21 protein-coding genes are annotated in these 26,005 nt (G+C 51.3%); 10 read left to right on the top strand and 11 right to left on the bottom strand.

All coding sequences use genetic code 11. The annotated features are described in order from the left end of the window. Positions 1-336 precede the first annotated feature (336 nt). The 3 genes from JJD41_RS15890 to JJD41_RS15880 all read left to right on the top strand — a co-directional run bounded on the left by JJD41_RS15890 (position 337) and on the right by JJD41_RS15880 (position 7,616). Positions 337-5,904, top strand: a complete 5,568-nt coding sequence (locus JJD41_RS15890) for a tandem-95 repeat protein (protein ID WP_200668167.1) — start codon at positions 337-339, stop codon at positions 5,902-5,904. Positions 5,905-6,038: 134 nt separating this feature from the next. Then, on the top strand, positions 6,039-6,365 hold the full coding sequence (locus tag JJD41_RS15885; protein ID WP_200668166.1) for a hypothetical protein: 327 nt from the start codon (positions 6,039-6,041) through the stop codon (positions 6,363-6,365). A gap of 762 nt (positions 6,366-7,127) precedes the next feature. Beyond that, positions 7,128-7,616 (top strand): DUF4258 domain-containing protein, encoded by a 489-nt coding sequence (locus JJD41_RS15880; protein ID WP_234488863.1) that lies wholly within the window; start codon positions 7,128-7,130, stop codon positions 7,614-7,616. 168 nt (positions 7,617-7,784) lie between these two features. Here JJD41_RS15880 and JJD41_RS15875 read toward each other — a convergent pair whose 3' ends face one another. Beyond that, complete coding sequence (locus JJD41_RS15875) at positions 7,785-8,258, bottom strand: GNAT family N-acetyltransferase (RefSeq protein ID WP_370583858.1); 474 nt, start codon at positions 8,256-8,258, stop codon at positions 7,785-7,787. 803 nt (positions 8,259-9,061) lie between these two features. On the opposite strand from JJD41_RS15875, the gene JJD41_RS15870 reads away from it, so the two are divergent. Both JJD41_RS15870 and JJD41_RS15865 read left to right on the top strand, forming a co-directional pair. After that, positions 9,062-9,787 carry a hypothetical protein gene (locus tag JJD41_RS15870; protein WP_168571081.1) on the top strand — a complete coding sequence of 242 codons (726 nt, stop codon included), beginning with the start codon at positions 9,062-9,064 and terminating at the stop codon, positions 9,785-9,787. Between the two features lie 56 nt (positions 9,788-9,843). Further along, positions 9,844-10,701 (top strand): alpha/beta fold hydrolase, encoded by an 858-nt coding sequence (locus tag JJD41_RS15865; RefSeq protein WP_200668165.1) that lies wholly within the window; start codon positions 9,844-9,846, stop codon positions 10,699-10,701. Here the strand turns inward: JJD41_RS15865 and tsaD are convergent. Further along, entirely contained in the window at positions 10,692-11,732 is a 1,041-nt protein-coding gene (gene tsaD / locus JJD41_RS15860; protein WP_200668164.1) for a tRNA (adenosine(37)-N6)-threonylcarbamoyltransferase complex transferase subunit TsaD, read from the bottom strand. The genes JJD41_RS15865 and tsaD overlap by 10 nt on opposite strands. 440 nt (positions 11,733-12,172) lie before the next feature. Here tsaD and JJD41_RS15855 point away from each other — a divergent pair, with 440 nt between their 5' ends. Continuing rightward, positions 12,173-12,655, top strand: coding sequence for a Photosystem I reaction center subunit III (locus tag JJD41_RS15855; RefSeq protein WP_168571084.1), 483 nt, complete (start codon positions 12,173-12,175; stop codon positions 12,653-12,655). Between the two features lie 115 nt (positions 12,656-12,770). Then, entirely contained in the window at positions 12,771-12,902 is a 132-nt protein-coding gene (psaJ, locus tag JJD41_RS15850) for a photosystem I reaction center subunit IX (protein WP_168571085.1), read from the top strand. 166 nt (positions 12,903-13,068) lie between these two features. On the opposite strand, the gene JJD41_RS15845 is transcribed toward psaJ, so the two are convergent. From JJD41_RS15845 to JJD41_RS15825, 5 genes are all read right to left on the bottom strand, one after another. Next, positions 13,069-14,013, bottom strand: a complete 945-nt coding sequence (locus JJD41_RS15845; protein ID WP_200668156.1) for a GDP-L-fucose synthase family protein — start codon at positions 14,011-14,013, stop codon at positions 13,069-13,071. A gap of 136 nt (positions 14,014-14,149) precedes the next feature. Then, positions 14,150-15,220: a GDP-mannose 4,6-dehydratase gene (gene gmd / locus JJD41_RS15840; protein WP_200668154.1), complete on the bottom strand. Its 1,071-nt coding sequence runs from the start codon at positions 15,218-15,220 to the stop codon at positions 14,150-14,152. 409 nt (positions 15,221-15,629) lie between these two features. Continuing rightward, positions 15,630-16,337: an undecaprenyl-phosphate galactose phosphotransferase family protein gene (locus tag JJD41_RS15835; RefSeq protein WP_168571088.1), complete on the bottom strand. Its 708-nt coding sequence runs from the start codon at positions 16,335-16,337 to the stop codon at positions 15,630-15,632. Positions 16,338-16,441: 104 nt separating this feature from the next. Beyond that, positions 16,442-17,587 carry a glycosyltransferase gene (locus tag JJD41_RS15830; RefSeq protein WP_200668152.1) on the bottom strand — a complete coding sequence of 382 codons (1,146 nt, stop codon included), beginning with the start codon at positions 17,585-17,587 and terminating at the stop codon, positions 16,442-16,444. Between the two features lie 440 nt (positions 17,588-18,027). Beyond that, complete coding sequence (locus JJD41_RS15825; protein WP_168571090.1) at positions 18,028-18,273, bottom strand: RNA recognition motif domain-containing protein; 246 nt, start codon at positions 18,271-18,273, stop codon at positions 18,028-18,030. A gap of 393 nt (positions 18,274-18,666) precedes the next feature. On the opposite strand from JJD41_RS15825, the gene JJD41_RS15820 reads away from it, so the two are divergent. Next, positions 18,667-19,677 (top strand): metal ABC transporter substrate-binding protein, encoded by a 1,011-nt coding sequence (locus JJD41_RS15820; RefSeq protein ID WP_370583857.1) that lies wholly within the window; start codon positions 18,667-18,669, stop codon positions 19,675-19,677. Positions 19,678-19,802: 125 nt separating this feature from the next. Further along, entirely contained in the window at positions 19,803-20,585 is a 783-nt protein-coding gene (locus tag JJD41_RS15815; protein WP_200669224.1) for a metal ABC transporter ATP-binding protein, read from the top strand. Positions 20,586-20,645: 60 nt separating this feature from the next. Here the strand turns inward: JJD41_RS15815 and JJD41_RS15810 are convergent, their stop codons facing one another. Beyond that, a complete protein-coding gene (locus JJD41_RS15810) occupies positions 20,646-21,053 on the bottom strand; it encodes an ArsR/SmtB family transcription factor (protein WP_168571091.1) in 408 nt (135 codons plus the stop codon). A 143-nt stretch (positions 21,054-21,196) separates the two neighbouring features. Here JJD41_RS15810 and JJD41_RS15805 point away from each other — a divergent pair, with 143 nt between their 5' ends. Further along, a complete protein-coding gene (locus JJD41_RS15805; RefSeq protein ID WP_200668150.1) occupies positions 21,197-22,078 on the top strand; it encodes a metal ABC transporter permease in 882 nt (293 codons plus the stop codon). Here the strand turns inward: JJD41_RS15805 and aguB are convergent. From aguB to JJD41_RS15790, 3 genes are all read right to left on the bottom strand, one after another. Beyond that, positions 22,056-22,916 carry an N-carbamoylputrescine amidase gene (gene aguB, locus JJD41_RS15800; protein ID WP_200668148.1) on the bottom strand — a complete coding sequence of 287 codons (861 nt, stop codon included), beginning with the start codon at positions 22,914-22,916 and terminating at the stop codon, positions 22,056-22,058. The genes JJD41_RS15805 and aguB overlap by 23 nt on opposite strands. A gap of 103 nt (positions 22,917-23,019) precedes the next feature. Beyond that, the gene (locus JJD41_RS15795) at positions 23,020-24,084 is read right to left on the bottom strand and encodes an agmatine deiminase family protein (protein ID WP_234488862.1); all 1,065 of its coding nucleotides are present in this window, start codon (positions 24,082-24,084) and stop codon (positions 23,020-23,022) included. Positions 24,085-24,203: 119 nt separating this feature from the next. Next, positions 24,204-25,616, bottom strand: a complete 1,413-nt coding sequence (locus JJD41_RS15790) for an AAA family ATPase (protein WP_200668146.1) — start codon at positions 25,614-25,616, stop codon at positions 24,204-24,206. Positions 25,617-26,005 lie beyond the last annotated feature (389 nt).

Below are 26,005 nucleotides of genomic sequence, written 5' to 3'. Positions count from 1 at the left end.
TTTTTTTGATTGCTTTGGGATATTTTTGAGGTTCCAAAATCTTTGAGAAAATGCAACTCAACCGGGGTCTGACTGCATCCCCAGGTTTGCTTATCAACCGATCGCCATAATTAGGTTTCTGACCCGACCACTGAGGGAAAGAAGCACCGTTAGCCAGCCGCATTGACCTTTCTCACGGTTCTTGCCAGTCGAACGACAGGCTGAAAAAGCCCAGTTCGTACCTATACGAAGCTGGGTAGGGGGTCTTTTGCGCTTTTTTGGTGAGAACTCCCCTCAATTGGCCTCAATTCGATCCGAATTTGCTCCAATCTGCTTGAACTTGCCGAGGGTGTAACTATGAACTCCGCTTTTTCGCGCGACGCGCACTCGCGCGGTAGTTTTCCCTACCGTGCTAATTCCGACTCAACGGACTTAGGATCTGAGAAGGCGATCGTATTCGTCGATCGCGGTATCGAAAATTACTCTGACTTAGTGACCGGGGTCAATGCCGGAACCGAGGTCATTATCCTCGATCCGAACCGAGATGGGATCGAGGAAATTACGGAAATTTTACGCGATCGCCACGACCTCGATAGCATTCACGTCGTTTCCCACGGACAAGCGGGAACCGTCCAACTGGGAACGGGCTTGTTGAGCGATCGCACCCTCGACCGCTACCGCGACTTACTCCCCGCATGGGGCGACGCCCTCAACTCTGGCGGCGACCTGCTGTTCTACGGCTGCAACTTTGCCGCCAGCGACAGCGCGATCGCCTTCATCGAACAACTCGCCGACCTCACCGGAGCCGATCTCGCCGCTTCGAGCGATCGCACCGGAAATAGCGCCCTCGGCGGCGATTGGCTGCTCGAACTGACTACCGGGGCGATCGAAGCTCCCCTTGCCTTCCAACAATCCGTTTTAGACGCTTATCGCAGCATTTTCCTACCCGTTCTGCTCGGTTCCGGGGCTGAAGTCACCTATTTAAGCGGCGATCCGGCAACGGCGATCGACAACGCACTCACCCTAGAAGAAGACGACCCCGCCGCCGAACCAATTCAAGGGGCACGGGTCAATATCGAATCCGGTTTCGTCCAAGGAGAAGACGAACTCGCCTTTGACGAAACCCTCGCCGCCGCCGCCAATATCACCGGAACCTATAACGCCGATACGGGGGTGTTAGTCTTTTCCGGTAGCGCCTCCGACGCCCAATATCAAGACCTCCTGCGATCGGTCACCTATCGCAATAGCAGCGACGACCCCACCCCCGGGGAACGCAAACTCACCTTTTCGATCGGGCCGAATACCCTCTATTTCTCCGAAACCGGGCATTTCTACGAGTTCGTTCCTTACCCGGAAGATGAAGATAATCGCAACTGGACGAATGCCAAAGCCTTATCGGACAATCTCAACCTTTACGGACTGCAAGGGTATCTCGCGACCATCACTTCCGCCGCAGAAAACGAATTCGTCTCCTCCAAACTCGAAGGGGTCGGCTGGTTAGGCGGTGCAGATCGATTGCAAGGTGTAGATCAAACAGAAGAAGGAGTCTGGCGGTGGGTCACCGGACCGGAAGGACTCGAAGACGGAGGGAAAGGCTTACAGTTTTGGCAAGGCGACAAAGATGGCAATACGGTCAACGATCTGTATGCCAATTGGGACGATATCGAACCCACCCTAGAACCGAATAACGACAATAATAAAGAGCATTTTCTGCACATGCTCTACAGTGACGAACCGGGGTTTGCGCGTGGGAAATGGAACGACTTTAAAAACGAGGCGAGCACCTTAGAGAACTACAAACCGATGGGGTTTGTGGTCGAATATGGGGGGCTTCCTGGGGATCCGTCGCCGATCTTTCTGAGCATTGAAGTCACGGTTAACGTCATTAATAATAAGCCTCCGGTTCTCGATGCGAGTTTTGCCCCCACTCTGACTCCTATTGACGAAGATGCGACCGATCCGAGTGGAGATAGGATCGCCGATCTGTTGGTGGATGGGGCGATCGCCGATCCGGATGGAACGGTAGAGGCGATCGCCGTCGTTGCCGTCGATAATAGCAACGGAACCTGGGAATATTCCCTCGATGACGGCCAAACTTGGCTCGCATTTGGGGAAACACTCTCGGAAAGCAACGCCATATTACTCGACGAAGCCGATCGCGTCCGCTTCCTTCCCGATCCGGATTATAACGGGATTCTCAGCGAAGGATTGAGGTTTCGCGCCTGGGATCGAACCACGGGTGAAAGTGGAGAAACGGCGGATACCACCACCGGATCGACCCTGTTCAGCACCGAGATCGACACGGCGAGTCTGACCGTCAATCCCATTAACGATTTGCCGCAAGTCGAAGATTTCACTAAGTTCGCTCAAGAAGAAGAGGCGATCGCCTTTACTGTCACCGATTTTCAACAAGCCTATAGCGATCCGGTCGAAGGAGACCCCCTCAAAACCCTGCGGTTCGTCTCCCTCCCGGACAATGGCACCTTATTCTTCAATGGCAATCCGGTCAATGTCGGGGGAGAAATTGACCTCGCCGACGCTGAAAATTTGCAATTTATCCCCGATCCGAATTGGAACGGAACCACGAGTTTTCAATGGAACGGATCGGACGGTAGCGATTTCGCCGCCGCCGACGCTACGATTTCCCTCACCGTCGAAGCACTCAACGATCGCCCCACGGTAGAAAATATCGAAAAATCGGCGAACGAAGACGAAACGATCGCCTTTAGTGCGGACGATTTTAGGGAAGTTTACGCCGATTTGGGCGAGAATACGCCTCTGGCTAAAATTGTACTGCTCGCCCTCCCGGATAACGGCACTCTTTCCCTCAACGGCAACGTTTTAGAAGCGGGGGCGGAAATTGCCAGCGCCGATTTAGATGCACTCGTTTTTATTCCCAATCCGAATTGGAACGGAACCACTCAATTTAACTGGAACGGTTCCGACGGGACGGAATACGCGACGGAAGCGGCGACGGTAACGATAGAAATCGCCCCACTGAACGACCCGCCCACCATCACGGGGGATCTGAACAAATCTGGGGATCCCGATACAGTGATTCCGTTTTCACCGGAAGACTTCAGCGATCGCGCGATCGACGCCGACAACGACCCCCTCACCGAGATTGTCATCACTTCCCTCCCCGATAACGGCACTTTGCTCTTGGGAGGCAACCCAGTCGCCATCGGTCAGGCGATCGCGATCGACGATTTAACAAATCTCACCTTTACCCCCGATCCCAATTGGGAAGGCACCACCCGCTTTGAGTGGCAAGTCTCCGACGGCAACTCCCTTTCTACGAATAAAGGCACGGTGAATATTAGCGTTCCCCTCGTGCCACCCAACGGCGCGCCGATCGCCGAAAACGATAACTACAGTACCCCTAAAAATACAGCATTAATTCTGCCGACCGACACCGGAATTTTAGCCAACGATCGCGACCCGGAAAACGAGTCACTGACAGCAATTTTAAAAGAATTACCCACGAACGGCTCGCTGGAATTGGACTCAGACGGTTCGTTGGTTTATACACCGAACGGCAATTTTGAAGGAGTCGATCGCTTCACCTACCGTGCCGACGACGGCACGAATCTCTCCGAACTGGCGACGGTAACGATTACCGTGCGCGATGGCAATCTCGTACCGATCGCCGCCGACGACCTTTATACTCTCGATGAAGATAGCACACTGACTCTTACACCGTCCGGCGTGCTGGCGAACGACAACGACGGGAACGGCGATCGCCTGACGGCGCGATCGATCGTTTCCCCCAGTTACGGACGCTTGAGTTTCAATCCCGACGGTTCCTTTACCTATACACCCGATCCGAATTTCACCGGAACCGATCGCTTTACCTACCAAGCCAACGACGGCGCGGCAGATTCCAACATCGCCACCGTTACCCTCACCGTCAACAATACCAACGATCCACCCACGGCGAACGGGGCGATCGCCGGACAGGAAAGCTCCGTCGGCAATCGGTTTAGCTTCCAAATTCCCGAGGGAACCTTCACCGATATCGATCCCGGAGATACGTTTACCTATCGCGTCACCCTAGCCAACGGCGATCCGTTACCGGACTGGTTACAATTCGACCCGAGAACGGGAACGTTTAGCGGAACCCCGGGAACCGGGGATATCGGCGAACTGGCGATCGTCATCGAGGCGATCGATCGCGACAATGCCAGCGCTGCGATGCAGTTTGAATTAACAGTCAATCCGACTCTCCCGGAAGGCAGTTCCGGTGGCGGTTCGGTTCCGGACGATCCGCCGCCCGTTATCACTCCTCCCGATGGGGAGAATCCGCCGCCCGTTATCACTCCTCCCGATCCGGTCGAGCCGCCCCCTGTCATTACGCCGCCAGAGCCACCCGAGGAAAATTCCGGGTCGGTTCCCCCAGGGATCGACCCGGTGGATGGCGGCAATGACGGTAATGACGAGGGGACGCCCACCGTCTCCCCCGGTGAAGAAGGGCGCGATCTGGCGATCGCCAAATCGAATACTCAACCCGAACTCGAACCGTTCTCCAGACAAGGGGGCGGATTTTGTCAAAGTCCGAGTTCGGATCCGAACTGCTTCTGTCCGCCGATTCCCGCCCCAGTGCAAATTACCTTCGATCCGGCGGCCCCTCGCGAGACGGGAGGCTTGTGGTCTCTGGGTTCGAGCGAACCGGACACCCTGATCGGTGGCGTCGCCAACGAAGTGATGACGGGGTTTGACAGCCACGACCTGCTCATGGGACAAGAGGGCGACGATCTGGCCTTTGGCGATGTCGGCGACGATACCTTACGGGGGGGAACGGGAAGCGAAACCCCCGTGGGCGATGAGATCGAGCGCGATCGCCTCGAAGGGGGAGCCGGGAATGATTATATTAACGGCAATGAAGGGAACGATACGATTTATTCCGGTTCCGGCGACGATCTCGCGCACGGCGGCAAGGACGACGATCGCATGTTCGGCGATCGCGATGACGATACACTATACGGCGACCTCGGCGACGATACCATGTTCGGCGGTATCGGTAGCGAACGACCCGTGGGCGATCGCGACGATCGCGATTTACTGTTCGGCAATCGCGGTAATGACATTCTCAATGGCAACCAAGGCGACGATACCATGTTCGCCGGAAAGGATGACGATCTGGCCTTTGGCGGCAAAGATGATGATTGGATTTGGGGCGATCGCGGCAACGATTCGGTGATGGGCGATCGCGGTAACGACCGCATTTTCGGCGGGGTCAGCGATCCGGCGGTCGGCGACGAAAACGGTCGCGATTGGCTCTACGGCGGTCTCGGCGATGATTTTATCAACGGCAACGAATCCGAAGATACGATCTGCGGTGGCCCCGGACTCGATACGGTTCGCGGCGGTAAAGGGGACGATCTCCTCGGCGGTTATCTCGGCGACGATCTGCTGTTCGGCGATTTGGGCAACGATACCTTATGTGCGGACGAGGGCAACGATACCCTTTACGGCGGTTTGGGCAGCGATGTCGCGATCGGCGATCGCGGCGAACGGGATTATCTCTGCGGCGGCGGCGGTAACGATTCGCTCCTCGGCAATGAAGGGCGCGACTTCCTCCACGGTAGCGATGGCAACGATACGATCTATGGCGGCAAAGATGACGACACTGCGAGCGGCGGGAACGGCGATGACTGGCTGTTCGGCGATTTGGGCGACGATTCGCTCCTCGGCGGTTTGGGCAGCGATCGCTTTGTGCTGCATTCGGCTAGAGGAACGGATACGATCGCCGATTTTGAGGACGGCATCGACGTGCTGGTGCTCGCTGACGGTTTGCGTTTCGAGGACTTGACCCTCGCCCAAGTCGGCAGTGCGGTTTCGATTAAGTTTGGCGAAACGGCGATCGCTACCCTGGAAAATATCGGCCTCGCGGCGATCGGGGCCAGCGATTTTATGGAGTTGTAGGGAGCATCGACGAGTTCGTAGGGGGCGAGTGAGGAAGCGATCGCTCGCCACCCGGGCGATCTCGTCTACAGTTACGTCTACAGTTATGTCCCGATCTCGGACAATTTTTCAAAACCTTCCCGATTCCCTCCCAGATGTCACGAAAACTTCCAATAGTTGTGCAAGGGAAGTCCATCGTGAGCATCTCTACTTCGATTCTCGTTTCTACTCTTTTAACTGTTGCTTTTATCGATCCGGCGGCGGCGATCGCCTCTCGTTCTTCTCAAGGTTTAGAAGACACGAACAATCAAAGCGCAAATATTGAATCTGTTACTTACAAATCGCTTGAAACCCCAGATAGCTCCCAAACTCTGCAATATTCGAGTACGAGTAAATCGAGAATTAGTCGTGTGTCTGCGGCTAAAAAAGATGTTCAAAAAGATGGACAAGATAACAAGCCCCATCGAGCGAGCGGTCGGTAGTTGAGTATGATTTAGTCCAGTATTTTTGCAAGATTTGGAAAGGTCTATCTTACAAATTTTCTAACTCCTAATTTCGATTCTCCTTAGAGATTCCCCGCGATTTTAACGATCGCGGTTTTTTTTTCGCGGTTCGTTTTGCGATCGTCTCGGTCGGACTAAGAATGATTACATTGTTATGACTTTAACGAAAACTTCGTTTACCATAAAACTAATTATCGAACATTTTTTCCACTTACTCGTCCGTCAGGCGTTGAAAAATCGCGTCGTCGAGCGATCGCCCGTCGGAGAGTAAGGGTGCCATCCGAATCATTTGGGAAAAGCGCGATCGCCTGAAAAGGGGTCATCGTTCGGGCGGTTGACGATTCCAATAGTTCCGTTGCACGACGACGGTCAGCCAGCCAAGCCATCCCCTTGTTTCTTTCCGAGTAGGAGACATTTGAGAAACTGTCACTACTCGTCTGGGTTGCCCTTTTGAGATTGCATAGGATTGCGTTAACAGCCACTGAGGGAAGGTCTTCCATCCCCTCGGGGTGCGATCGCCTTTCCCGACTGTTGAGATTTATTGAAATTTATTGTGTTTTTTTAGTGATCTTAAGGAGGAGTAACGTTTTTAAAAGAAGCGTTGAGGTGTAGGCAAAAGCAATGAGGAGGATCTGCTATCGTGTGAACCAACTGATGTCATCACCCTCAGACTTCTTTAAATTTTCTCAACATTTACAGATGTCTGTTGGCTTACCGAAACTTCATTGAACGTTCAATAAAATGCTGTTGGCTGGCCAACAGTTATCGATTCGTTCCCATGTTCGTCCCCAGATTATTGTTACCGAGATCGTGGAATCGGGAATTTTGAAAATATACAACAACTTCGAGGAGCCACTGGAAATGGATGCCAACAAAAAACTGACCCGACTGTTAGAGAGGGATTCAAACTGCCAGGCGATCGGTACGATCAGTGCAGTACAACGGCGTAAAGATCGCAATCATTTAGAACGCAGACAACAACAACGAGCGATCAGTAACGAAATGATTAAAGTGGCCCTGCTCTACGGTAAAAAAGGATTCAGTCGGGGAGCCACCGTCTTCACCCTCAACGATCGCATTTTAGCCAAAACCCCTTACGCCAAATTCATCGACCTACTCAGAGGCTTGAGAGTCGTATGCTTGGACGGTCCGCCGGATCCGAAAATTCTGACCGCCTACTGGCACGAAGCGACGAAGAGAAGGGGACACAAAGTCAAAGTCTATCATTGAAGCGCGAACGCGCGACCGACGGCGATCGTCGCCCATCCCACCTTATTCACCCCAACAATCAGATGCCAATAGGAACGAGAACCCGCCATCGAGCGGGTTTTAAAATGGCAAAATTCGGCGAATTGCTTTCAATTGCTTTCAATTGCTCTCAATTGCTTTCAATTGCTCTCAATTGTGGTTCGGATACCAAAACATGCCCTTAATCCCTTCCGGGTCCGGCATAAACCCGAGCATCCGATAAAAATCGACCACGTGGGGATCGGCGAACAGCGTAATATTGCTGATGTCCTCATAACGGAGCTTTTTAATCGTGTAGTTCATCAGCGCTTTTCCCAACCCCTTGCCTTGAAAACTCGGGTGGACGACCACATCCCAAATCGTCGCATTAAACGCATGATCCGAGGTCGCCCGGGAAAACCCGATCAGACGCCGACGCTTGCCGCGTACTTCCCACATCGTCACGACTAAAAAACTATATTGAATTGCCTTTTTAACCTTGCGTAACGGACGGCGGGACCAGCCGACAGCATCGCAGAGTTCTTCAAGTTCGTAGAGGTCGAGATCGCGATCGGTACTGAAGCAGATCCGGAAGTCGGCTTCCGGGCGATCGCCCGTGCCGTCGTAACTAGAAAACACTTCCATCGAGCCGCTATTCGGGCTTGAAGGTGCCTCAGAACCGCTAAACAAGTTTTTCCAAAAACCCATCCAGGCAAGCTTGCGTGATAGTAGAACTGGTCAAAAACCTCGCGTCTGCAATCGACGGAAGTCCGTAAAAATTGAGGAGCTGCCAGTCTCGACGACTGGAGCGAGCGACGCCGATTCCCGGCTTAGAGGCCGATCGCCCGTCCGGGGACGAGCGAGGAAAGCGTCGAGAGCGATGTCGTTACTCTGCTTATCTCCTGTTACCGAGTTTAATCCACAACCGCCGATCTTCAGTAGAATTTTTAGAAGATGTTCGCCGAATCGGTTTTCTTGGCCGACCCTGGAGGAGTGCGATCGGCGCGGGTTGCGATCGCGGTCATTTCCCCACAGAAATGCGATCGCCTACAGTTATCATATCAACAGGCTCTTCCGTAACCTTCACCACTTCGAGATCGCTCCAAAATTTCCACCGATCGACCCCATCGGGATCGCCTTCCCGTTAAGAGCGCCGATGGAAGCCCCCACAGGGCCGAGTCCGGGAAGCGATCGCCCCCATGGGTTCGTGTTTAGGGTAACCCGAGCGAGGGGCTGGAAACGGGGGATCGCTCTGCGATCGTTACCTGTTCGGCGTTGCGGCGATACTCCTTTGGAGTCGCGAGCGCGAAGGCGATCGTCACTATCCCCCGAAGCTGTAGGCTTCCGCTCAACTTAAAGAGCGCGCCATTCGTCCTATAGTAGAAGGCACCCGGCTTCTTTTCGATTCTTGCTTTTGACGTGCCACGAGACTTTTTCCTTCCCCTAATATGGCAACGGGTTTAAAATCATCGACTATGGAACTGCTCAAACGCTTCAATCGGGCGTTTCCGCAGTTCTACGAACAATTTGTCAGCAGCGAAATCCAACTGCAAAATCTCAAGCTTGCCTATCAGCTCTACAGAACCAAGCAAGCAGTTATCGAACTGCGACCGGAAGGGAACAAAAGCGCGCTCCATTTTGCCTATCGCAACCAGTCTTTCTTACTCAGCGATATCTTTGGAGTCCTCGCCGCCTACGGTCTGACCATTCACAGCTTGAGTCTTTACGGCCAGATTTACCCGCCGATGCTGGTCTTTATCAAGCTCGTGGTCTCCCGAGGCGGCAAAGCCCTCACCGATAAAACCTCCGAAAATGTCGCCCGCGCCATCCGAGAAGCCCTCGCCGGACATTTTGAGGTGGAAGAAATGCTCGCCGTCGAATTCAACCTCGATGCAGGCTTAGAAGATGTCGAAACCGAATTCTACGTCGATCCGGTCTTTCATTTACCCGCCTTGCTGATCGAAGCCGACAACCAACCGGGATTGTTTTATAAAGTCATGTATGCCATCTGGCAAGAAGACTTACTCGTGGTCAACGCCAACTTGCTCGTTTGGCGCGGGCGCACTCGCCTAATTTTGTACTTGCTCGGTCCCAACGAAAGCTTGATCCCGGAATATTTAGGGCAAAAAATTGCCGAAGGCGTCCGCCAACGCCTCTTAGGACGTCGTTTTTAGCGGTTTCCCCCGCCTCGGGTGTGGATTTGGGAACGCTTCGCGATTACCATAGAAAAATGGCTAAGATTGACATCCTGGGAGTTCCTCACGCCTACGAGTTGACAGCTCCCATTCCTGGGAACCCGGTTCTGGTCTTCATTCACGGTTGGCTGCTCTCCCGTCGTTACTGGCAGCCGACGATCGCCCGTCTCTCGGGTGACTATCAATGTCTCGCTTACGACTTGCGCGGCTTTGGCGACTCCCAACCCTACCCGAATCCCACCTCCCAGTTTCACGCCGGGTACACGCCGAGCGCTTACGCCCGCGATTTAGCCATTTTGTTAGAGACTCTCGATCTGAGTAATGTCTGGCTCGTCGGCCATTCCCTCGGCGGCAGTATCGCCTTGTGGGGCGCCGCCAAAGCCCCCGATCGCGTCCGGGGAACCATCTGCGTCAACTCCGGCGGCGGGATTTACATCAAAGAAGAATTCGAGCGCTTTCGCTTTGCCGGACGGCAGTTATTAAAAATGCGGCCTCGTTGGTTGTGCCATTTGCCCTTCATCGATTTACTGTTTACTCGCGATAGTGTGGCCCGACCCATCGAGAGGGTCTGGGCCCGTCAACGGGTCGTCGATTTCGCCACGGCCCATCCCCAAGCGGCGTTGGGAACCCTCCTCGATTCCACGACCGAAGCGGAAGTCCACCGCCTGCCCCAAATCGTTTCCCAACTGGAACAACCCGTTTATTTCATTGCCGGAGCGGAAGATAAGGTGATGGAACCCAAGTACGTCCGCCATTTAGCGAGCTTTCACCCCTTATTTAACGGTTGCGGCGAGAATACGATCGAAATTCCCGAATGCGGCCATCTGTCGATGGTGGAAAAGCCGGAAGCGTTAGTTGGCCAAATCCGGGAGATCTTGAAGGCTTACCGATAGAGTTGCCCGACCTCGGTGACGGCGAGACGCGATCGCGCCGGGAGGTCGAGGGAGGACTGTTCCCCCCGTTCCCAGTGTTGGGCCGCCGCACAGCCGATCATGGCGGCATTGTCGGTACAGTATTTCAGGGGCGGGAATAAGACGCGCAAGCCTCGTTCGCCTGCCGCCGCTTGCAGGTGCGATCGCAGTCCGCTATTGGCGGCGACTCCTCCGCCGACGACGATCGTCTCGAAACCGTAATCGAGGGCGCAGGCGATCGCCCGTTTGCTCAGGGCTTTGGCGACGGTGGCTTGAAAGCTGGCAGCCAGATCGCCGACGGGCAAGGGTTCTCCCTCGGCTTCCAATTTTTGAACCAGGCGCAGGACGGCAGTTTTCAAGCCGCTAAAACTCGAATCGTAAGGATGGTAGCCTCCTTGGGGCAGGGAAATGCGCCCTTCGGGTAAGGGAAAGGCCCGGGGATTCCCGGTTTGAGCCAATTTGTCGATAATTGGACCGCCGGGATAGCCGAGGTTTAATAAGCGCGCCACTTTATCGAAGGCTTCTCCGGCGGCGTCGTCGCGGGTTTGTCCGAGCAGTTCGTACTCGCCGCAGCCTCGGACGGCGATCGCGCTGGTATGTCCCCCGGAAACGAGCAGGCATAAAAAGGGCGGCTGCAAGGTCGGTTCGCTCAAATAAGAGGCGTAAATATGGCCTTCGAGGTGATGGATTCCCAGAAAGGGTTTGTTATGGTACGCGGCCAATGTTTTTCCGGCACTCAAGCCGACGAGTAAGGCACCGATTAAGCCGGGGGCGCAGGTGGCGGCGATCGCGTCGATTTGCGACCACGACACTCCCCCTTGCGTCACCGCTTCGGCGATCGCCTCGTTGACTGTTTCTACGTGCTGCCGAGACGCCACCTCGGGAACGACCCCCCCGTACTTTTGATGCAAGGCAATTTGCGACGCGACAATATTACTTAAAACTTCACGATTCTTAACGATTGCGACCGAAGTTTCGTCACAACTTGTTTCAATTGCTAAAACGGTTGCCATTGCCTGGTAAGGTCTGATTTGATAGTTAAATTATCGTCATCTAGCTTAATCTTTTACCGGGCCGACGACGACCTCAAAGCCGTACCCGAGGCGATCGGGTCGCCCCTGTCAGGGCGCGCAACTCCCTGAGAAGCTCGGCCATACAGCCCGGAGCGGTTGTAGAATAGGCAAGATTAAGTTCTTCAGGAAAAATGCATTCCCGTGACCCCCACGGGAACTTATGCAAATCCTTAAGTACATTGATGACTTGTTTTCGAGTCCGATCCTTCAAATTATTTGGACTCGACTCCCCAACACTCTCCATCTTTTTCAACAGGAGAGTACCAAAAAATGCTCTTAAAAGAGTATGATTTTCTCGAAGTTGTGCAAGCTTGCTTGTTAAACTAACCCTTCAGTTTGTACAAAAAACTTCTTGTTTCGTAACAAAAGGAAACAATTCTATGCGACGATTGTTTGCGCTGATTCTGACGGTTTGTTTGTGGTTCAGCTTTGTCCCCTCGGCTGCGGCTGAATACTACGCCAATCTCACCCCTTGCAGCGAAACCCCTGCTTTCGTGCAACGGGCGAAAAGTGCCTCGACCCCTCAAGCCAAAGCCCGCTTTGAGAACTATTCCAGCCTGCTGTGCGGCCCGGAAGGCTATCCTCACCTAATTGCCGACGGCAACTTGGCCCACGCGGGTGAATTCTTGATTCCGAGCGTGTTGTTCCTCTATATCGCCGGATGGATCGGTTGGGCCGGACGTTCTTATCTGATTGCGATTCGCGGTGAGAAGAACGCCGAAGAAAAAGAAATCATCATCGATCTGCCTTTAGCGATTTCTTGCTCCCTCGGTGCTGCCGTTTGGCCCCTTGCGGCGTTAGGCGAAGCCACCAGTGGCAAACTCTACGCCAAAGAAGGTGAAATTCCGGTTTCCCCTCGTTAGAACAGTCTGACTCGCGAAGGTTGCGAGATCTTGGATGAGGCGCTCCAATGTCTCGATCGCTCAATTGGCGCCACTGCAATCAATACGGTTTCACAATTTACTTGGGAGAACTTTCATGGATTCTTTCGTGAAATATCTATCGACTGCTCCGGTTCTGGCCACCCTTTGGATGGCGATTACCGCCGGGATTTTGATTGAATTCAATCGTTTCTACCCGGATATTCTCGTTTTCCCCTTCGGCGGCTAGAAAAAATCCTGCGTCGAATGTCCTCAATTGTCTTAAATTAGGGCAAAAAGGCAAAAAAGACGATCGCCTCGCGAACTCTAGGGGCGATCGTCTTTTTTAGATTTTAGATTTTAGATTGGGGGAAATCTGACCACCGAGGGGGCAAGATGCTCGGCTTACGGACTCCCTACTCTCCGTGTTCGCGATACCAGTCGATCGTATTTTTCAATCCTTGGCGAAAATCGACCTCGGCGACGAAGCCAAACTCGGCTTCGGCCCGTTGGGTGTCCAAACAGCGACGGGGTTGACCGTTGGGTTTATCGGTTTCCCAGATAATTTCGCCGTCAAACTCCATCAGTTCGCAAATGAGTTCGACTAACTCGCGAATGGTAATTTCTTGATGGGTTCCCAAATTGACCGGATCGGGTTGGTCGTAGCTTTGGGTCGCCATGACAATCCCGCGTGCGGCGTCGGTGGAGTAGAGAAATTCGCGGCTGGGGGTGCCGTCGCCCCAAACGGGGAGGGTGCGATCGCCCCGTTGTTGGGCTTCGTGGACTTTGCGAATCAACGCCGGGATCACGTGGGAACTACTCGGATCGAAGTTATCCTCGGGACCGTAGAGGTTCACCGGAAGCAGGTAAATCCCGTTAAAGCCGTATTGCTGGCGGTAGGCTTGCAATTGGACTAAAAGAGCTTTTTTAGCAATCCCGTAGGGGGCGTTGGTTTCTTCCGGGTAGCCGTTCCAGAGGTCGTCTTCTTTGAACGGAACCGGGGTGAATTTGGGATAGGCGCAGATGGTGCCGACGCAGACAAATTTCTGAACTCCGGCACGATAGGCGGCATCGATCAGTTGGGCGCCCATCATCAGGTTGTCGTAGAACAGTTCGGCGGGTTTTTCGCGATTTAAGCCGATTCCCCCGACGTGCGCCGCCAGGTGGATGACGAGATCTTGAGCTTGAACGACGTGTTCGCAGGCAGTCATCGAACAGAGATTGTACTCGCGCGATCGCGGGATGGCGATCTTTTGCGGGTCGGCGCCTGCCTTTTCAAGGGCGGCGACGACCCGACGTCCTAGGAACCCCGCCCCACCTGTGACTAAAATTCGCTTGTCTTTTAAATCTAGGGTTGCCATTTTAGTTGCCCTGTCTGGATAATGCCTGCTATTGGAACGAGATCGCTGACGAGTGACGAGCGGCTCGGTCGAGGTGATAGATTGTGGCGATGCACCGCTTGAAGGGAAGCCCGACTCATCACCGATGAAGGGAAGTTTAATCGAACCTCGATCCCATTTCTTGGCGGATAAAAGCGCGATCGAGGATCGGCTTATCCGAGGGAGACTCGACGCCGAGAGCTTGCAAGTCCGCTTCTACCATTAAGCCGACCAACTGGGCGAAGGTCACCGACGGTTCCCATCCTAATTTCTGTTTGGCTTTCGCCGGATCGCCGATTAAGAGGTCTACTTCGGCGGGACGCAGGTAACGTTCGTCAAATTCGACGAAATCGTGCCAGTCTAAGTTGACGTAATTAAAGGCGAGGTCGAGAAAGTCGCGAATCGAGTGGGTTTCGTTGGTGGCGATTACGTAATCTTCCGGTTCGTCTTGCTGCAGCATCAGCCACATGGCGCGAACGTAGTCTTTAGCGTAGCCCCAATCCCGTTTGGAGTCGAGATTGCCGAGATAGAGTTTTTTCTGCTGTCCGGCGAGGATGCGGGCGATCGCGCGGGTAATTTTACGGGTGACGAAGGTTTCGCCGCGTCGGGGGGATTCGTGGTTGAAGAGAATTCCGTTACAGGCAAATAAGCCGTAAGATTCGCGGTAGTTGACGGTCTGCCAGTGGGCGTACACTTTGGCGCAGGCGTAGGGACTGCGCGGGTAAAAGGGGGTAGTTTCTTTTTGCGGGATTTCTTGAACTTTCCCGAACATTTCCGAGGAACCCGCTTGGTAGAAGCGGACTTCGATCCCGGTACGGTGTTGGTAGTCGCGAATCGCTTCGAGGAGTCGCAAGGTTCCCATACCGACGGCATCGACGGTATATTCGGGAGAGTCGAAACTGACGCGGACGTGGGACTGGGCCCCTAAGTTGTAAATTTCGACGGGTTTGACTTCTTCGAGGATGCGACGCAAGGTCGTCCCGTCGGTGAGGTCGCCGTAGTGCAGAAAGAGCTTGGCGTTTTCGTTGTGCGGATCGACGTAAATATGGTCGATGCGATCGGTGTTGAACGTGGAGGTCCGGCGGATGATGCCGTGGACTTCATAGCCTTTTTGCAGTAAGAGTTCGCTTAAGTAGGAACCGTCTTGTCCGGTGATTCCTGTAATTAAGGCGCGTTTGGGTTCGGTCATCCCTCAAGTATTTCCTCCGCACGAAGGTTAAAAGATGTTGATGTTTGTGGGGCGATCGCCCGCGATCGCGGCTTGCACGGGGCAAGGGCAATGGCGGCGGCGATCGCCGCTTCCATAGTTCCCTAGTTCCTCTTGAGAACATCAGGGAACTCACAGCTTTTTCACTCTAACTCAAATCCTTTCAGCAAATTTGAAGGAATTTTAGAGTTTTGGGAAGGAATTGATAAAGGGATGGTCGAGGGAGAATTCAACGGCGGGATAACCCAGTTTCGACCTTCCAAGTCACGGCTGCCGAGTCGAACGGTACTCGTGGGAAATTTCCCGGGGAGCGATCGCCCCTTCACCTCAGCAGGAGCGGCAAAGATTAACTGCACGGGAAAGGGAGTGCAGTTAATCTTGACTCTGGGTCTCAATAGGCTCCGTTATTCTTGGGGAAAATAACGACTCTAATGGTTTTTAAAACAATCCAAATATCCATCCAAAGATGATGAAAATTGACATAGTAAACGTCAATTTGGATCCGTTTCGGATAGGGAATGTCATTGCGACCGGAAACTTGCCACAGTCCGGTAATTCCCGGCTTGATGGTCAGCACCTTATCGATATAACGACCGTATTTCGGGAGTTCCTCTACCACCAACGGGCGAGGACCGACTACGCTCATATCACCTTTGAGAACATTCCAAAATTGAGGAAATTCATCGAGGCTGGTGATTCTCAAAAAATAACCGATCCAGGTAATTCTAGGATCTTTTTTGAGTTTAAAATTATCCTCAAACTCCTCTCGAATAGCGGGAGAAGTTTCCATCAGGTCTTGCAACATTTCGTCGGCATTTTGAACCATTGTCCTGAATTTCAGGCAATCAAAAGTCTTGTAATTTTTACCGACCCGTTTTTGAACGTAAAAAATTGGCCCTGGCGAACTTAAAAAAATGAGCAGAGCCAAAATCAGATAAACGGGAGAGCAGACAACTAAAACGCCGAGAGAAAAGACGATATCGAACAGCCGCTTGGTGAACTCGACGTCCAGGCGCCCGAGTCTTCCCAAAGGCCGAAAGCCGCGTTTCGCAACTGCCCGAATCATTTTGCCGGAGATAAGTTGGCTATCGGCAGTCATGTTACTCCTTCAATTCACACCACACACAGTCCTGATTGTAAAGCCTTCGGACGATTTCCACCGCCTCTGGCTCGGTTCGCTCGCCGCTTGTCGTCGGCGAGCGCTCAACGGCGATTTTCCTCCCAAAATTGACGGATGCACCAGTCCAAAAAGTTCTGGTAACGCTCCCGAAACAAAGCTGGGGTGAATTTGGCCGCTTGCGATCGCCCGTCGTATGGGTCGAGCGCCGTGCGATACTCCTCAAAGATCTCTACCGCCTCGACGATCGCTTCTTCGGTTTGTTCTGAAAATAATATCCCCGTGGCGCGATCGCGATGTTGGCGCAGGTCGATCACGGTTTCCCTGGCTCCCCCCTCCCCGTAAGCAATCACCGGGGTTCCGCACGCTTGCGCTTCGACTAAGGCAATCCCAAAATCTTCGCAAGCGGCATAAACGAACGCTTTCGCCTCAGCCATGTACTGTTCGACGACGCGATCGGGTTGTTCCCCCAAAATCTGCACGTTGGATCCGGCAAGCTCTCGCAAGGCATCGAGTTCCGGTCCGGTTCCGATCGCGACAAGCGGTTTCCCCAAGCGATTGAACGCTTTAACAATCAGAGATACCTTCTTATAAGGCACCAACCGGGAAACCGTCAGATAAAAGTCCTGTTTGCGCGTTTCCAACGCAAAACGATCGATATTGACTGGAGGATAAATCACTTCCGCTTGGCGGCGGTAACAGCGCCAAATCCGCCGCGCTGTATGTCGGGAATTGGCGATAAAATAATCGACCCGATTCGCCGAAATCACGTCCCACTGACGCAGGCGATGGAGCAAGTAGCGGGCGAGGATTCCCCGGATCCCCCGCCCGGCTTTACTCCCGTCGAGATAGTCGAAGGTCAAATCCCAGGCGTAGCGCATGGGAGTATGACAGTAGCAGACGTGCAGTTGGTGCGGTGCGGCGAGTACCCCTTTGGCTACGGCGTGGGAGGAGGAGAGAATAATATCGTAGTCTCGCAAGTCCAGTTGTTCGATCGCCACGGGTAATAAGGGTAAATATTTCTGAACCCCCTGGCGCGCTAACGGCAATTTTTGTAAAAATGTCGTGCCGATTTCCCGTTTGTAAAGATAGCTGTGGGGGTTGCTCGATTCAAAATCAATTAAGGCATATAAATCCCCGTCAATCTGATTGAGGAGTTCTCGGACGACCAATTCCGAACCACCTGTGGCATGAGGGGTCAACCATTCGTGAACCAATGCATATTTTTTCACAGTCTGTTCAGGTTGCTGGCGGTCTGTTAGGCGAAGTTTTCACGAAAACCCGACTCGGTCGATGACTGACGAGCGGTGTTTGCAAATTCGACATTCACGAGATTGTATCAGAATTGACTCGGCTCAATCGAGGGCTTTGCGTTAGAGGCGCACGATCGCCCCTCTCGGTCTGACGGTCGATCCGGGGGAGAATTTATACAGTTTGCCTTGATTGGGAACTCTCGCTCTCTCGCTTCGGAACAACGGTTATTCGATGAGATGTTTGCCGAATCTTCCGCGCGGCGATCGCTCCCGGGTCTTTCAACGCAGAATAAGCCCGGATGAGCAATTCACCCGAGCTTATGAGGTGGTCGATTTGAATTCTTCAGGGAAGGCCGATCGCGCGAGTTACTCGAAATCAACGGAACTGGCGATCGCTACCTCTGAGTTGAATATCGTCTTTATTGTCGAGGTCTGGCTTTGTTAACTCGCATTTGACGCCCCATCCATTGAGCGCCGTCGAGATCTTCAATCGCAGAAACTTCCTCGGTCTCAGCTTCCATTTCTACAAAGCCGAAGCCCCGGGGGCGACCTGTTTCTCGGTCTGTGGGCAAGTAGACACGTTTGACCGTGCCGTATTCAGAAAAAACGTGAACCAAATCATCACGAGTGACCTCGTAAGATAGGTTACCTACATAAATGGACATCAAACATCTCCCGACTCGTCGGACTAACTAGGCATGGAGTCGGTGAGCTGCCTGTCATACGCAATAACAAACACAATTCGCCGAACTCAAACTCTATACCGACCGACACTTTAGCATACTCGATTCACTTTGTCCAGGGTAGCGATCGCTCGGTTTTCAAAGACTTTTGTGAAATAAAATCAAGATTCAGTCTGGGTAAAATTGCTTTTATCGAAATTTACATAAATGTTATGGGTCTTTCCATCTTTGTAAATCAAACACAAAATAAGTGAACGAAATCCCCCGGAGATCGAGTGATAAAAAGGGCGATCGGTAGAATGAGATTTATTCTCATATGCGGTAAAATAAAAATTGTTCTCTTTTTTGGCATCTTGTGACTCGGAGGAAAACGCCGTGAACCGCCTGACCTGGGGAAAGTGGCTGTTAGCGCTGGGGGTTTTACCCGTGGCGATCGCCTGCAGCGAAGCCCCCCCGCCCCGCCAAACCGATCTCACGCAAAGTCAAGAAACGATCGCATCCTCCGGCGATCGCGTCCAAATCGTGGCGACCTTTTTACCCATGTACTGGTTTACCAAAGCGATCGCCGGAGACGTCGCCGATGTCGAATTATTAATCCCTCCCGGTTCTGACGTTCACGAATATCAAACCAAACCCGCCGACGTTCGGGCGATCGCCAACGCCGATCTGCTCGTCAAAAATGGTCTCGATCTCGAAAGTTTTCTCGACGAAACGATCGCCAATAGCGGTAACGCCAAGCTCAAACAGATCGAAGCCAGTCGAGGAATTGAGGCGATCGATCGCCTTTCTCCCGTCGTCGAACCTCTCGAAAAACATGGCGAAGACCACGCTCACGAAGAACACAAAAACGGTCACGACCACAGTCACGAAGCGGGAAATCCTCACGTGTGGATGGATCCGGTTTTAGCGCAACAACAAGCGATCGCTATTCGCGATGGCTTAATAGAGATCGACCCCAAAAATCGCAGCACTTACGAAGCCAATGCCGCCGCCTATATCGAGCAACTCAAACAGCTCGATCGCGAATTCCAAGAAGAACTAAAACCCTATCGTAACTGCAGTTTTATTACTTTTCACGACGCCTATCCCTATCTCGCCCAACGCTACAACTTGCAACAAATAGCCGTAGTTGAAATTCCCGAAACGAGTTTATCTCCCGGGGACATTCAAACCACTATTGAAGCCGTAGAACAGTACCAAGCCAAAGCCCTATTTGGCGAACCGGGAGTAGATAATAAATTATTAGAAAGCCTCTCCCAAGATCTCAATTTAAAACTCTATTCGATCGATCCCTTAGTTTCCGGCGATCTCGATCCCCAGCATTACTTTAAAGCGATGCAGTCCAACCTAGAAACCTTAAAAACCGCCTGCAAACCGTTGTCATGACACCCAAACCTATCGATCGCCTCGACGATCGCCCGAACCCTTCCGAACGGCGATCGTCCCTTATCGAAAACCTATCGAATCTGCAAGATTCAGGCAGGTTGACTGCTGCTTCTCGTTCCTCATTTATGGCAGAAAACCTTACAGTTCAAGTTAAAGATTTAACGGTCTATCGCGGCAACTATCTCGCTCTGCGCGACGTTTCTTTTGAATTACCCGCAGGAACGAACACGGCAGTTGTCGGACCGAATGGAGCGGGAAAAAGCACCTTAGTCCAGAGCATTTTAGGATTGATTCCTCGCGCTACAGGAACGGTGGAAATCATCGGGCGATCGCCGGAGAAATTAGGCGGATTGCGATCGCGGATCGGCTACGTCCCGCAAAACTTTAAATTCGATCGTACTTTCCCCATTTCCGTTGCTGAATTTGTCGGTTTGGGATGGGAAAAACGCAGTAAATCTCGTCAAAAATTCGCAATTTTAGACAAGTTGCCCTGGAGACAAGATCCGCAGAAAATTGCTGCAGTTGAAAAGGCATTGCAGCGCGTCGATGCCGATCGTTTGAAAGAACGGGCGATCGGTCAGCTTAGTGGCGGACAGTTAAAACGAATTTTACTCGCTTACTGTTTAGTCACGCCCAAAGACTTATTAGTTTTAGACGAAGCCTTAGCCGGAGTAGACTTACAAGGAGAAAGCGATTTTTATCGTTTATTAGAAGAACTCAAACGCGAACAAAACTGGACGATTTTACAAATTTCCCACGATTTAGATATGGTCAACCGACACTGCGATCGCGTCTTATGTCTCAATCAAACCATTGTCTGTAGCGGACACCCAGACATTGCCCTCCATCCCGATAATTTACTGGCAACCTACGGCCCCGAATTTGCCCGCTATCGGCATCATCATTGAGGCAAAAATCCCGTAGGACACACATCTAAAATCTAAAAAACTCTAAATTCTCAATTTCCCTCAATCTTTTTCGTCAATATGTTCGGCGACGGCTTCATAAAGGTTTAAAACATGATTGTCTTTCAGCCGATAAAAAACCTTGCGTCCTTCCTTGCGATAACTGACTAAACGGATGGCGCGTAAATTGCGTAACTGATGGGAAACTGCCGATTCGCTCATTTGGACGATCGCCGCTAACTCGTGAACGCACAGTTCTTTGAGGGCTAAAGCGGCAATAATTCGCAAGCGGTTGGCATCTCCTAAAAAGCTGAAAAATTCGGCCATCCGTTGGGCTTTTTCAGAATCGAGTAAACTGGTTTGAAGGTGGTGGATGCAGTCGAGATCGAGAGGATGAGTGGGAGTGCAGTCGAGATCGTCGGCATCGTCGGTGAGGTTACTGGCGCGATCGAGAGAAGAATTGGCAGGCATTGCTAAGAAAGATGAGGATTTAGATGAGAACTCGGACGGTTTAAATTCAGAGATTTCAATAATTTCAATACAATTGGCGATAAATCGGCGCTAGAGTTCGGGCGATCGGGCTTTAGCGACAGATCGAGCTCTATATATTAATTATGATAATCAGTTTATTGGATCTATTCAACATTAACGAATTCGTCGGCGTTACCCATTTCTTCGACTTGCTACAACTGCCGTTCATGCAACGGGCGATCGCCGGAGGGGTATTAATGGGGATACTCGGCGGTTTCCTCGGCTGTTTTGTCACGTTGCGGCAACTCTCATTTTTCAGTCACGCCGTGGGTCATTCTGCCTTAGTCGGGATTGTTTTAGGGGTTTTATTAGAAATTAATCCCAATTGGACGTTGTTACCGTTTACGATCTTGTTTGGATTGGCCGCACTATTTTTAATGGAAAAAACGGAACTCGCCAGCGATAGTGTGTTTAGTATTGCCGTGTCGGGGGCGTTAGCAGTCGGGGTGATTTTAACCAGCTTTTTAAGCGGATATCAAGGTAATTTAATGGGAGTTTTGTTCGGCGATATTTTGGCGATCGATCGCGGCGACATTATTTTAATAATTATCTTATTGCTGGCGAGTATGGGATTTATTTTTGCAACGTGGCGATCGCAAATTTTACTGACGCTCAATCCAGAGTTAGCCAAGGTTCAAGGGGTTGCGGTAGATACCCATCGCTATTTATTTGTTGTTTTACTGGCCTTGACGGTTGCAGTTTCGATTAAAGCGATCGGGATTTTATTAGTGAATGCTTTTCTCGTGATTCCAGCAGCAACTGCTAAGTTATTAACTCATCATTTTGCTCGGTTTATGGCCATTTCGATCGCCTTGGGAGTCCTCAGTAGTTTGCTCGGAATGCTCGGATCCGGCGTGTTTAATTTTGCTTCCGGTCCGAGCATTGTTGTGGTTCAATTTTTAGGGTTTTTAGGCGTGTTGAGTTGGCACCAGTGGTGCCAAGCTAAAGCGTTCCGTCAGCCGTAGTCAGAACACTGTATAACTCCGGACGGCGATCGCGGAAAAAGCCATAGGACGCGCGAGTGCGAGCGATCGCCCCGAAATCAAAACTCGCACAAACAAATCCGGTCTGACTGGCCCCGAGTTCGGCGACCTTGTCGCCGCGTGGGTTGGCAACGAACGAGTGACCGTAAAAGGTCTGTCCCGCTTCGGTTCCGATGCGGTTGGCGGCGACCACAGGCACCACATTGGCCACGGCATGACCGATCATGACACGCTGCCAGGGATCTTTTGTATCTAACTCAGGGTCTTGAGGTTCGCTGCCGATCGCCGTCGGGTATAACAGCACGTCGGCGCCCATGAGAACCAGCGATCGCGCGCATTCGGGGAACCACTGATCCCAACAAATGCCGACGCCGATGGTGCCAAAGTGCGTTTTCCAGACCTTAAAGCCCGTATTTCCCGGTCGAAAATAGAACTTTTCCTCGTACCCCGGACCGTCGGGAATATGACTTTTTCGATAAACGCCGAGTAAGCAACCGTCGGCATCGACGATCGCCACACTATTGTAATAGGCTTGTCCCGCTTTTTCAAAGAAAGAAATCGGGAGCACTACCCCCAATTCGGCGGCGAGTTTTTGGAAATGGGCGATCGTCGGATGATTCTCTACGGGATGGGCCCACTCGAAATAGTTATCCCGTTCTTCTCGACAGAAGTAATAGCCTTCAAAGAGTTCGGACGGTAAGATAATTTGAGCGCCGTTCGCCGCCGCTTCTTTCACCAGTTCGTCGATGCGGGCGACATTGGTCGATCGCTCTTCACAAAAGGCAGTTTGTAAGGCAGCAACGGTAATCAGATCGGTCATGGTTTTTTTGGCAAAATAGGGGGTCTTTTAGCCCTGAATCAATCCCTAAATTCATCGCTAAATTGGTATGGGGTCGGGGCAAGATGCCCGCCCCAACGGAGGTCTAAGGTTTAATGGCAGGTTGCTGTTGGGTAATGCAATGAAAAGCACCGCCACCGAGTAAAATATTTTTTGCCGGACATCCGACGGTGTGGCGATTGGGGAAGAATTGACCGATCGCCTCTACGGCTTGCGCGTCATATTTGCTGCCGTAGGTGGGAACGACGACGGTGGTATTGGCAATGTAGAAATTGAGGTAACTGGCGGGCATGATTTGGCCGTCGCGATCGCATATTTTCCCCGGAGAAGGAATGAATTTCACATCGAGTTGGCGACCGCAAGCATCGGTCATTTGCGATAAATCTTTGGCGATTTCTGCTAATACTTCGGCATTGGGATCGTCGTGGGTTTGCGGTTCCATACACAAGACCACTCCCGGCGCGACAAAACGGGCGATCGTGTCGATATGTCCGTCGGTATGATCGTTGAGTAAACCGCGATTTAACCAGAGAACTTTACGGACGCCAAATGCCGATCGCAACACCTTTTCTAATTCGGCTTCTGTTGCTTGAGGGTTGCGATTGGGATTTAACAAACATTCCCGGGTCGTTAAGGCAGTTCCTTCGCCGTCAATTTCGACGGCGCCGCCTTCCATGGTATAGGGAAAATAGATTTGAGGAACGTCTAAAATGCCGCTCATTTTTCCGGCAACATCGCGATCGCCCTCTAAGATATATTTTTCACCCCAACCGTTAAAATTAAAGCGAATAGCGGCTAAAGTTTTATCCGGTTGAACTTGGAAAATTGCGCCGATATCGCGCAACCAAATATCGCCGAAGGGGATAATATGAAAGCGGGGGGAAAGATCGCCGAGTAACGATCGCGCTTCTGCTTTTCCTGCTTCATTTAAAACGAGGATTTCTAGCCGTTCTCCCCGTCGTCTGCCCGTTTTCGGATCGAGATCGGCGATCGCCCGACATAATTCTACAAACTCTTGGCGAACCGCGTCTAAGCGGTCTTCCCACAGTTCCTCGTGACTCGGAAACGCCAACCAACAGGCTTCGTGAGGTTCCCACTCGGCGGGAACTCCCGCTTGGGTGACGTCGGGACTCAAGGTAGTCAAGCGCATTCCTCCATCATCGATTGCGATCGCTAGAATGGACTATTCTATAAGATTTTAGAGCGAAATGACTTCCGCTAAATCAAGTAAATCTGAAACCTTCGCCGCCAGTGCACGTGATGTTGTCCTTACGGTCGAGATTGACCGTTATTGTTTAGAAAGGCTTTAATATACACCAATAACCAACACAACAAAGCAATCAAGATCGGCACCGATCCGATCGCCAGACTGAAAACGAATTCTGGGGATTTTAAAAAAGCGAGATCGCCATAGTTTTTCGGTTGTTTTACCGAGACGACTGTAGCGGTAACTGCACTTAAAGCGAGGGCGCTACTGGCGATCGCGATTGTTCCGGTTAAGGCGCGATCGCTCTTGGTTTGTTCGAGTTGAACGATACCTTCAACCGTTTTAATTGCATTTTCTAATAAGCGGAAATTGGCGCTCAAACTGGCGAGGTCGCTTTCAATTTGGGGCAAGTACTTTTCACTCGCATAGTCGGCGAACGGTTCTAAAAAGTCAAAGGCGCGATCGCTCGCCTCGAGATCGAATACTTTGGGAATCTGTTTAAGCCGTTTTTTATAGTTTTCTAAATTTGTGGCGATCGTTTGTTTTTGTTCTTCTAAACGGCCTAAATAATTACCATAAATAGATAGAATTGTCAACAACTCGGCGAGATTGTTTTGTAATTCTTTAAGATTGACTTTTTTTGATTTAACTTTAGCGGGTAAAGCTTTAACCAGAATTTGAATCTTTTGTGCGGCTTCTTTCATATCCGCCTTGAGGCTGCGACTTTGATGGTAAGCCCAAATGCTTTTATTGCGATATTGAAATAAGCGGAGAAATTGCACGTGAAGCTGACGAATCATCTCGATGATTTTAGGATCGTCGAGAATCAATTTGCCGCCATTGTAGGGAAACAAATAGATTAGTAAGTGACGATTTTGGTTGAGGTTGCCGCGATCGCCCCCAAAGTGGGATAATTCATAAAAGTGGATTCCTTTAAATTCTCCCTTGTTGTCGAGGTGATTGTTCCAGTCGGGAGCATCAAATAATCTTAGGGCGTGATAACAGTTTTGAGCCGTTTTCAAAAAATCCTGGTCTTCAGCAGCAAGTTGTCCGTAAATCGTCCAACTCTCACCGATAGATGCCTCAGTATGATGTAATTGTTGGTCGATAATTGATTTAATCTTAACAATTGCGCCTAGAATACTTTGGGGTTTTAATTTTTCGTCCTTTGTGCTGTTTTTACCCGTGCAATCCATCTGCAAGGCATAAGTATCGCCAATTTTTACCGGGTAATAAAAGCCGTCGAAGGCCGAAGGAAAATCGATGAAGCCCAAAAGTTCAATATAGTTTTTCTCTTGTGCTTCTGCGGTTTTGACTTTCTGGATATATCGATCGAAGTTATCAATATCAAGTTTCTTTAAAAAGTTTTGACGATTTTCATCGACTTCTCGATCGGACTGACCCAAACCGTCGGCGAGATCGTAGATAAATCGATCGACGGTGGGATAAATTAAACGATCGCACTCAGCAGACATAACGAAATTTACCAATTTTTGAATATTGAAAATGTCGGAATAGGGCATTATTCTAAGTAGGGGTTTGGTTGCCAAACCCCTCTTCTAGGTTGAAGTTGCTCAGCAGACATAACGAAATTTACCAATTTTTGAATATTGAAAATGTCGGAATAGGGCATTATTCTAAGTAGGGGTTTGGTTGCCAAACCCCTCTTCTAGGTTGAAGTTGCTCAGCAGACATAACGAAATTTACCAATTTTTAAATATTGAAAATGTCGGAATAGAGCATTATTCTAAGTAGGGGTTTGGTTGCCAAACCCCTCTTCTAGGTTGAAGTTACCAAACCCCTCCTCTAGGTTGAAGTTACCAAACCCCTCCTCTAGGGTTTGGATTGACTTTCTATTTATCCC

The organism is Oxynema mangrovii CENA135, assembly GCF_016632315.1.
Lineage (GTDB): Bacteria > Cyanobacteriota > Cyanobacteriia > Cyanobacteriales > Laspinemataceae > Oxynema > Oxynema aestuarii.
Note: the sequence above shows the minus strand (reverse complement) of the source record. Positions and strands in the feature narration are given on the sequence as shown.

Bases quoted from the DNA above. Each gene is read 5' to 3' on its own strand.
- JJD41_RS15890 (WP_200668167.1), top strand. From the start codon at position 337: ATGAACTCCGCTTTTTCGCGCGACGCGCACTCGCGCGGTAGTTTTCCC.
- JJD41_RS15805 (WP_200668150.1), top strand. From the start codon at position 21,197: ATGATAATCAGTTTATTGGATCTATTCAACATTAACGAATTCGTCGGC.
- JJD41_RS15835 (WP_168571088.1), bottom strand. From the start codon at position 16,337: ATGACTGCCGATAGCCAACTTATCTCCGGCAAAATGATTCGGGCAGTT.
- JJD41_RS15845 (WP_200668156.1), bottom strand. From the start codon at position 14,013: ATGGCAACCCTAGATTTAAAAGACAAGCGAATTTTAGTCACAGGTGGG.
- JJD41_RS15875 (WP_370583858.1), bottom strand. From the start codon at position 8,258: ATGGAAGTGTTTTCTAGTTACGACGGCACGGGCGATCGCCCGGAAGCC.
- JJD41_RS15795 (WP_234488862.1), bottom strand. From the start codon at position 24,084: ATGCGCTTGACTACCTTGAGTCCCGACGTCACCCAAGCGGGAGTTCCC.
- psaJ (WP_168571085.1), top strand. From the start codon at position 12,771: ATGGATTCTTTCGTGAAATATCTATCGACTGCTCCGGTTCTGGCCACC.
- JJD41_RS15885 (WP_200668166.1), top strand. From the start codon at position 6,039: ATGTCACGAAAACTTCCAATAGTTGTGCAAGGGAAGTCCATCGTGAGC.
- aguB (WP_200668148.1), bottom strand. From the start codon at position 22,916: ATGACCGATCTGATTACCGTTGCTGCCTTACAAACTGCCTTTTGTGAA.
- JJD41_RS15855 (WP_168571084.1), top strand. From the start codon at position 12,173: ATGCGACGATTGTTTGCGCTGATTCTGACGGTTTGTTTGTGGTTCAGC.
- JJD41_RS15825 (WP_168571090.1), bottom strand. From the start codon at position 18,273: ATGTCCATTTATGTAGGTAACCTATCTTACGAGGTCACTCGTGATGAT.
- JJD41_RS15810 (WP_168571091.1), bottom strand. From the start codon at position 21,053: ATGCCTGCCAATTCTTCTCTCGATCGCGCCAGTAACCTCACCGACGAT.
- JJD41_RS15815 (WP_200669224.1), top strand. From the start codon at position 19,803: ATGGCAGAAAACCTTACAGTTCAAGTTAAAGATTTAACGGTCTATCGC.
- JJD41_RS15880 (WP_234488863.1), top strand. From the start codon at position 7,128: ATGCTGTTGGCTGGCCAACAGTTATCGATTCGTTCCCATGTTCGTCCC.
- JJD41_RS15790 (WP_200668146.1), bottom strand. From the start codon at position 25,616: ATGTCTGCTGAGTGCGATCGTTTAATTTATCCCACCGTCGATCGATTT.
- tsaD (WP_200668164.1), bottom strand. From the start codon at position 11,732: ATGGCAACCGTTTTAGCAATTGAAACAAGTTGTGACGAAACTTCGGTC.
- JJD41_RS15865 (WP_200668165.1), top strand. From the start codon at position 9,844: ATGGCTAAGATTGACATCCTGGGAGTTCCTCACGCCTACGAGTTGACA.
- gmd (WP_200668154.1), bottom strand. From the start codon at position 15,220: ATGACCGAACCCAAACGCGCCTTAATTACAGGAATCACCGGACAAGAC.
- JJD41_RS15870 (WP_168571081.1), top strand. From the start codon at position 9,062: ATGGCAACGGGTTTAAAATCATCGACTATGGAACTGCTCAAACGCTTC.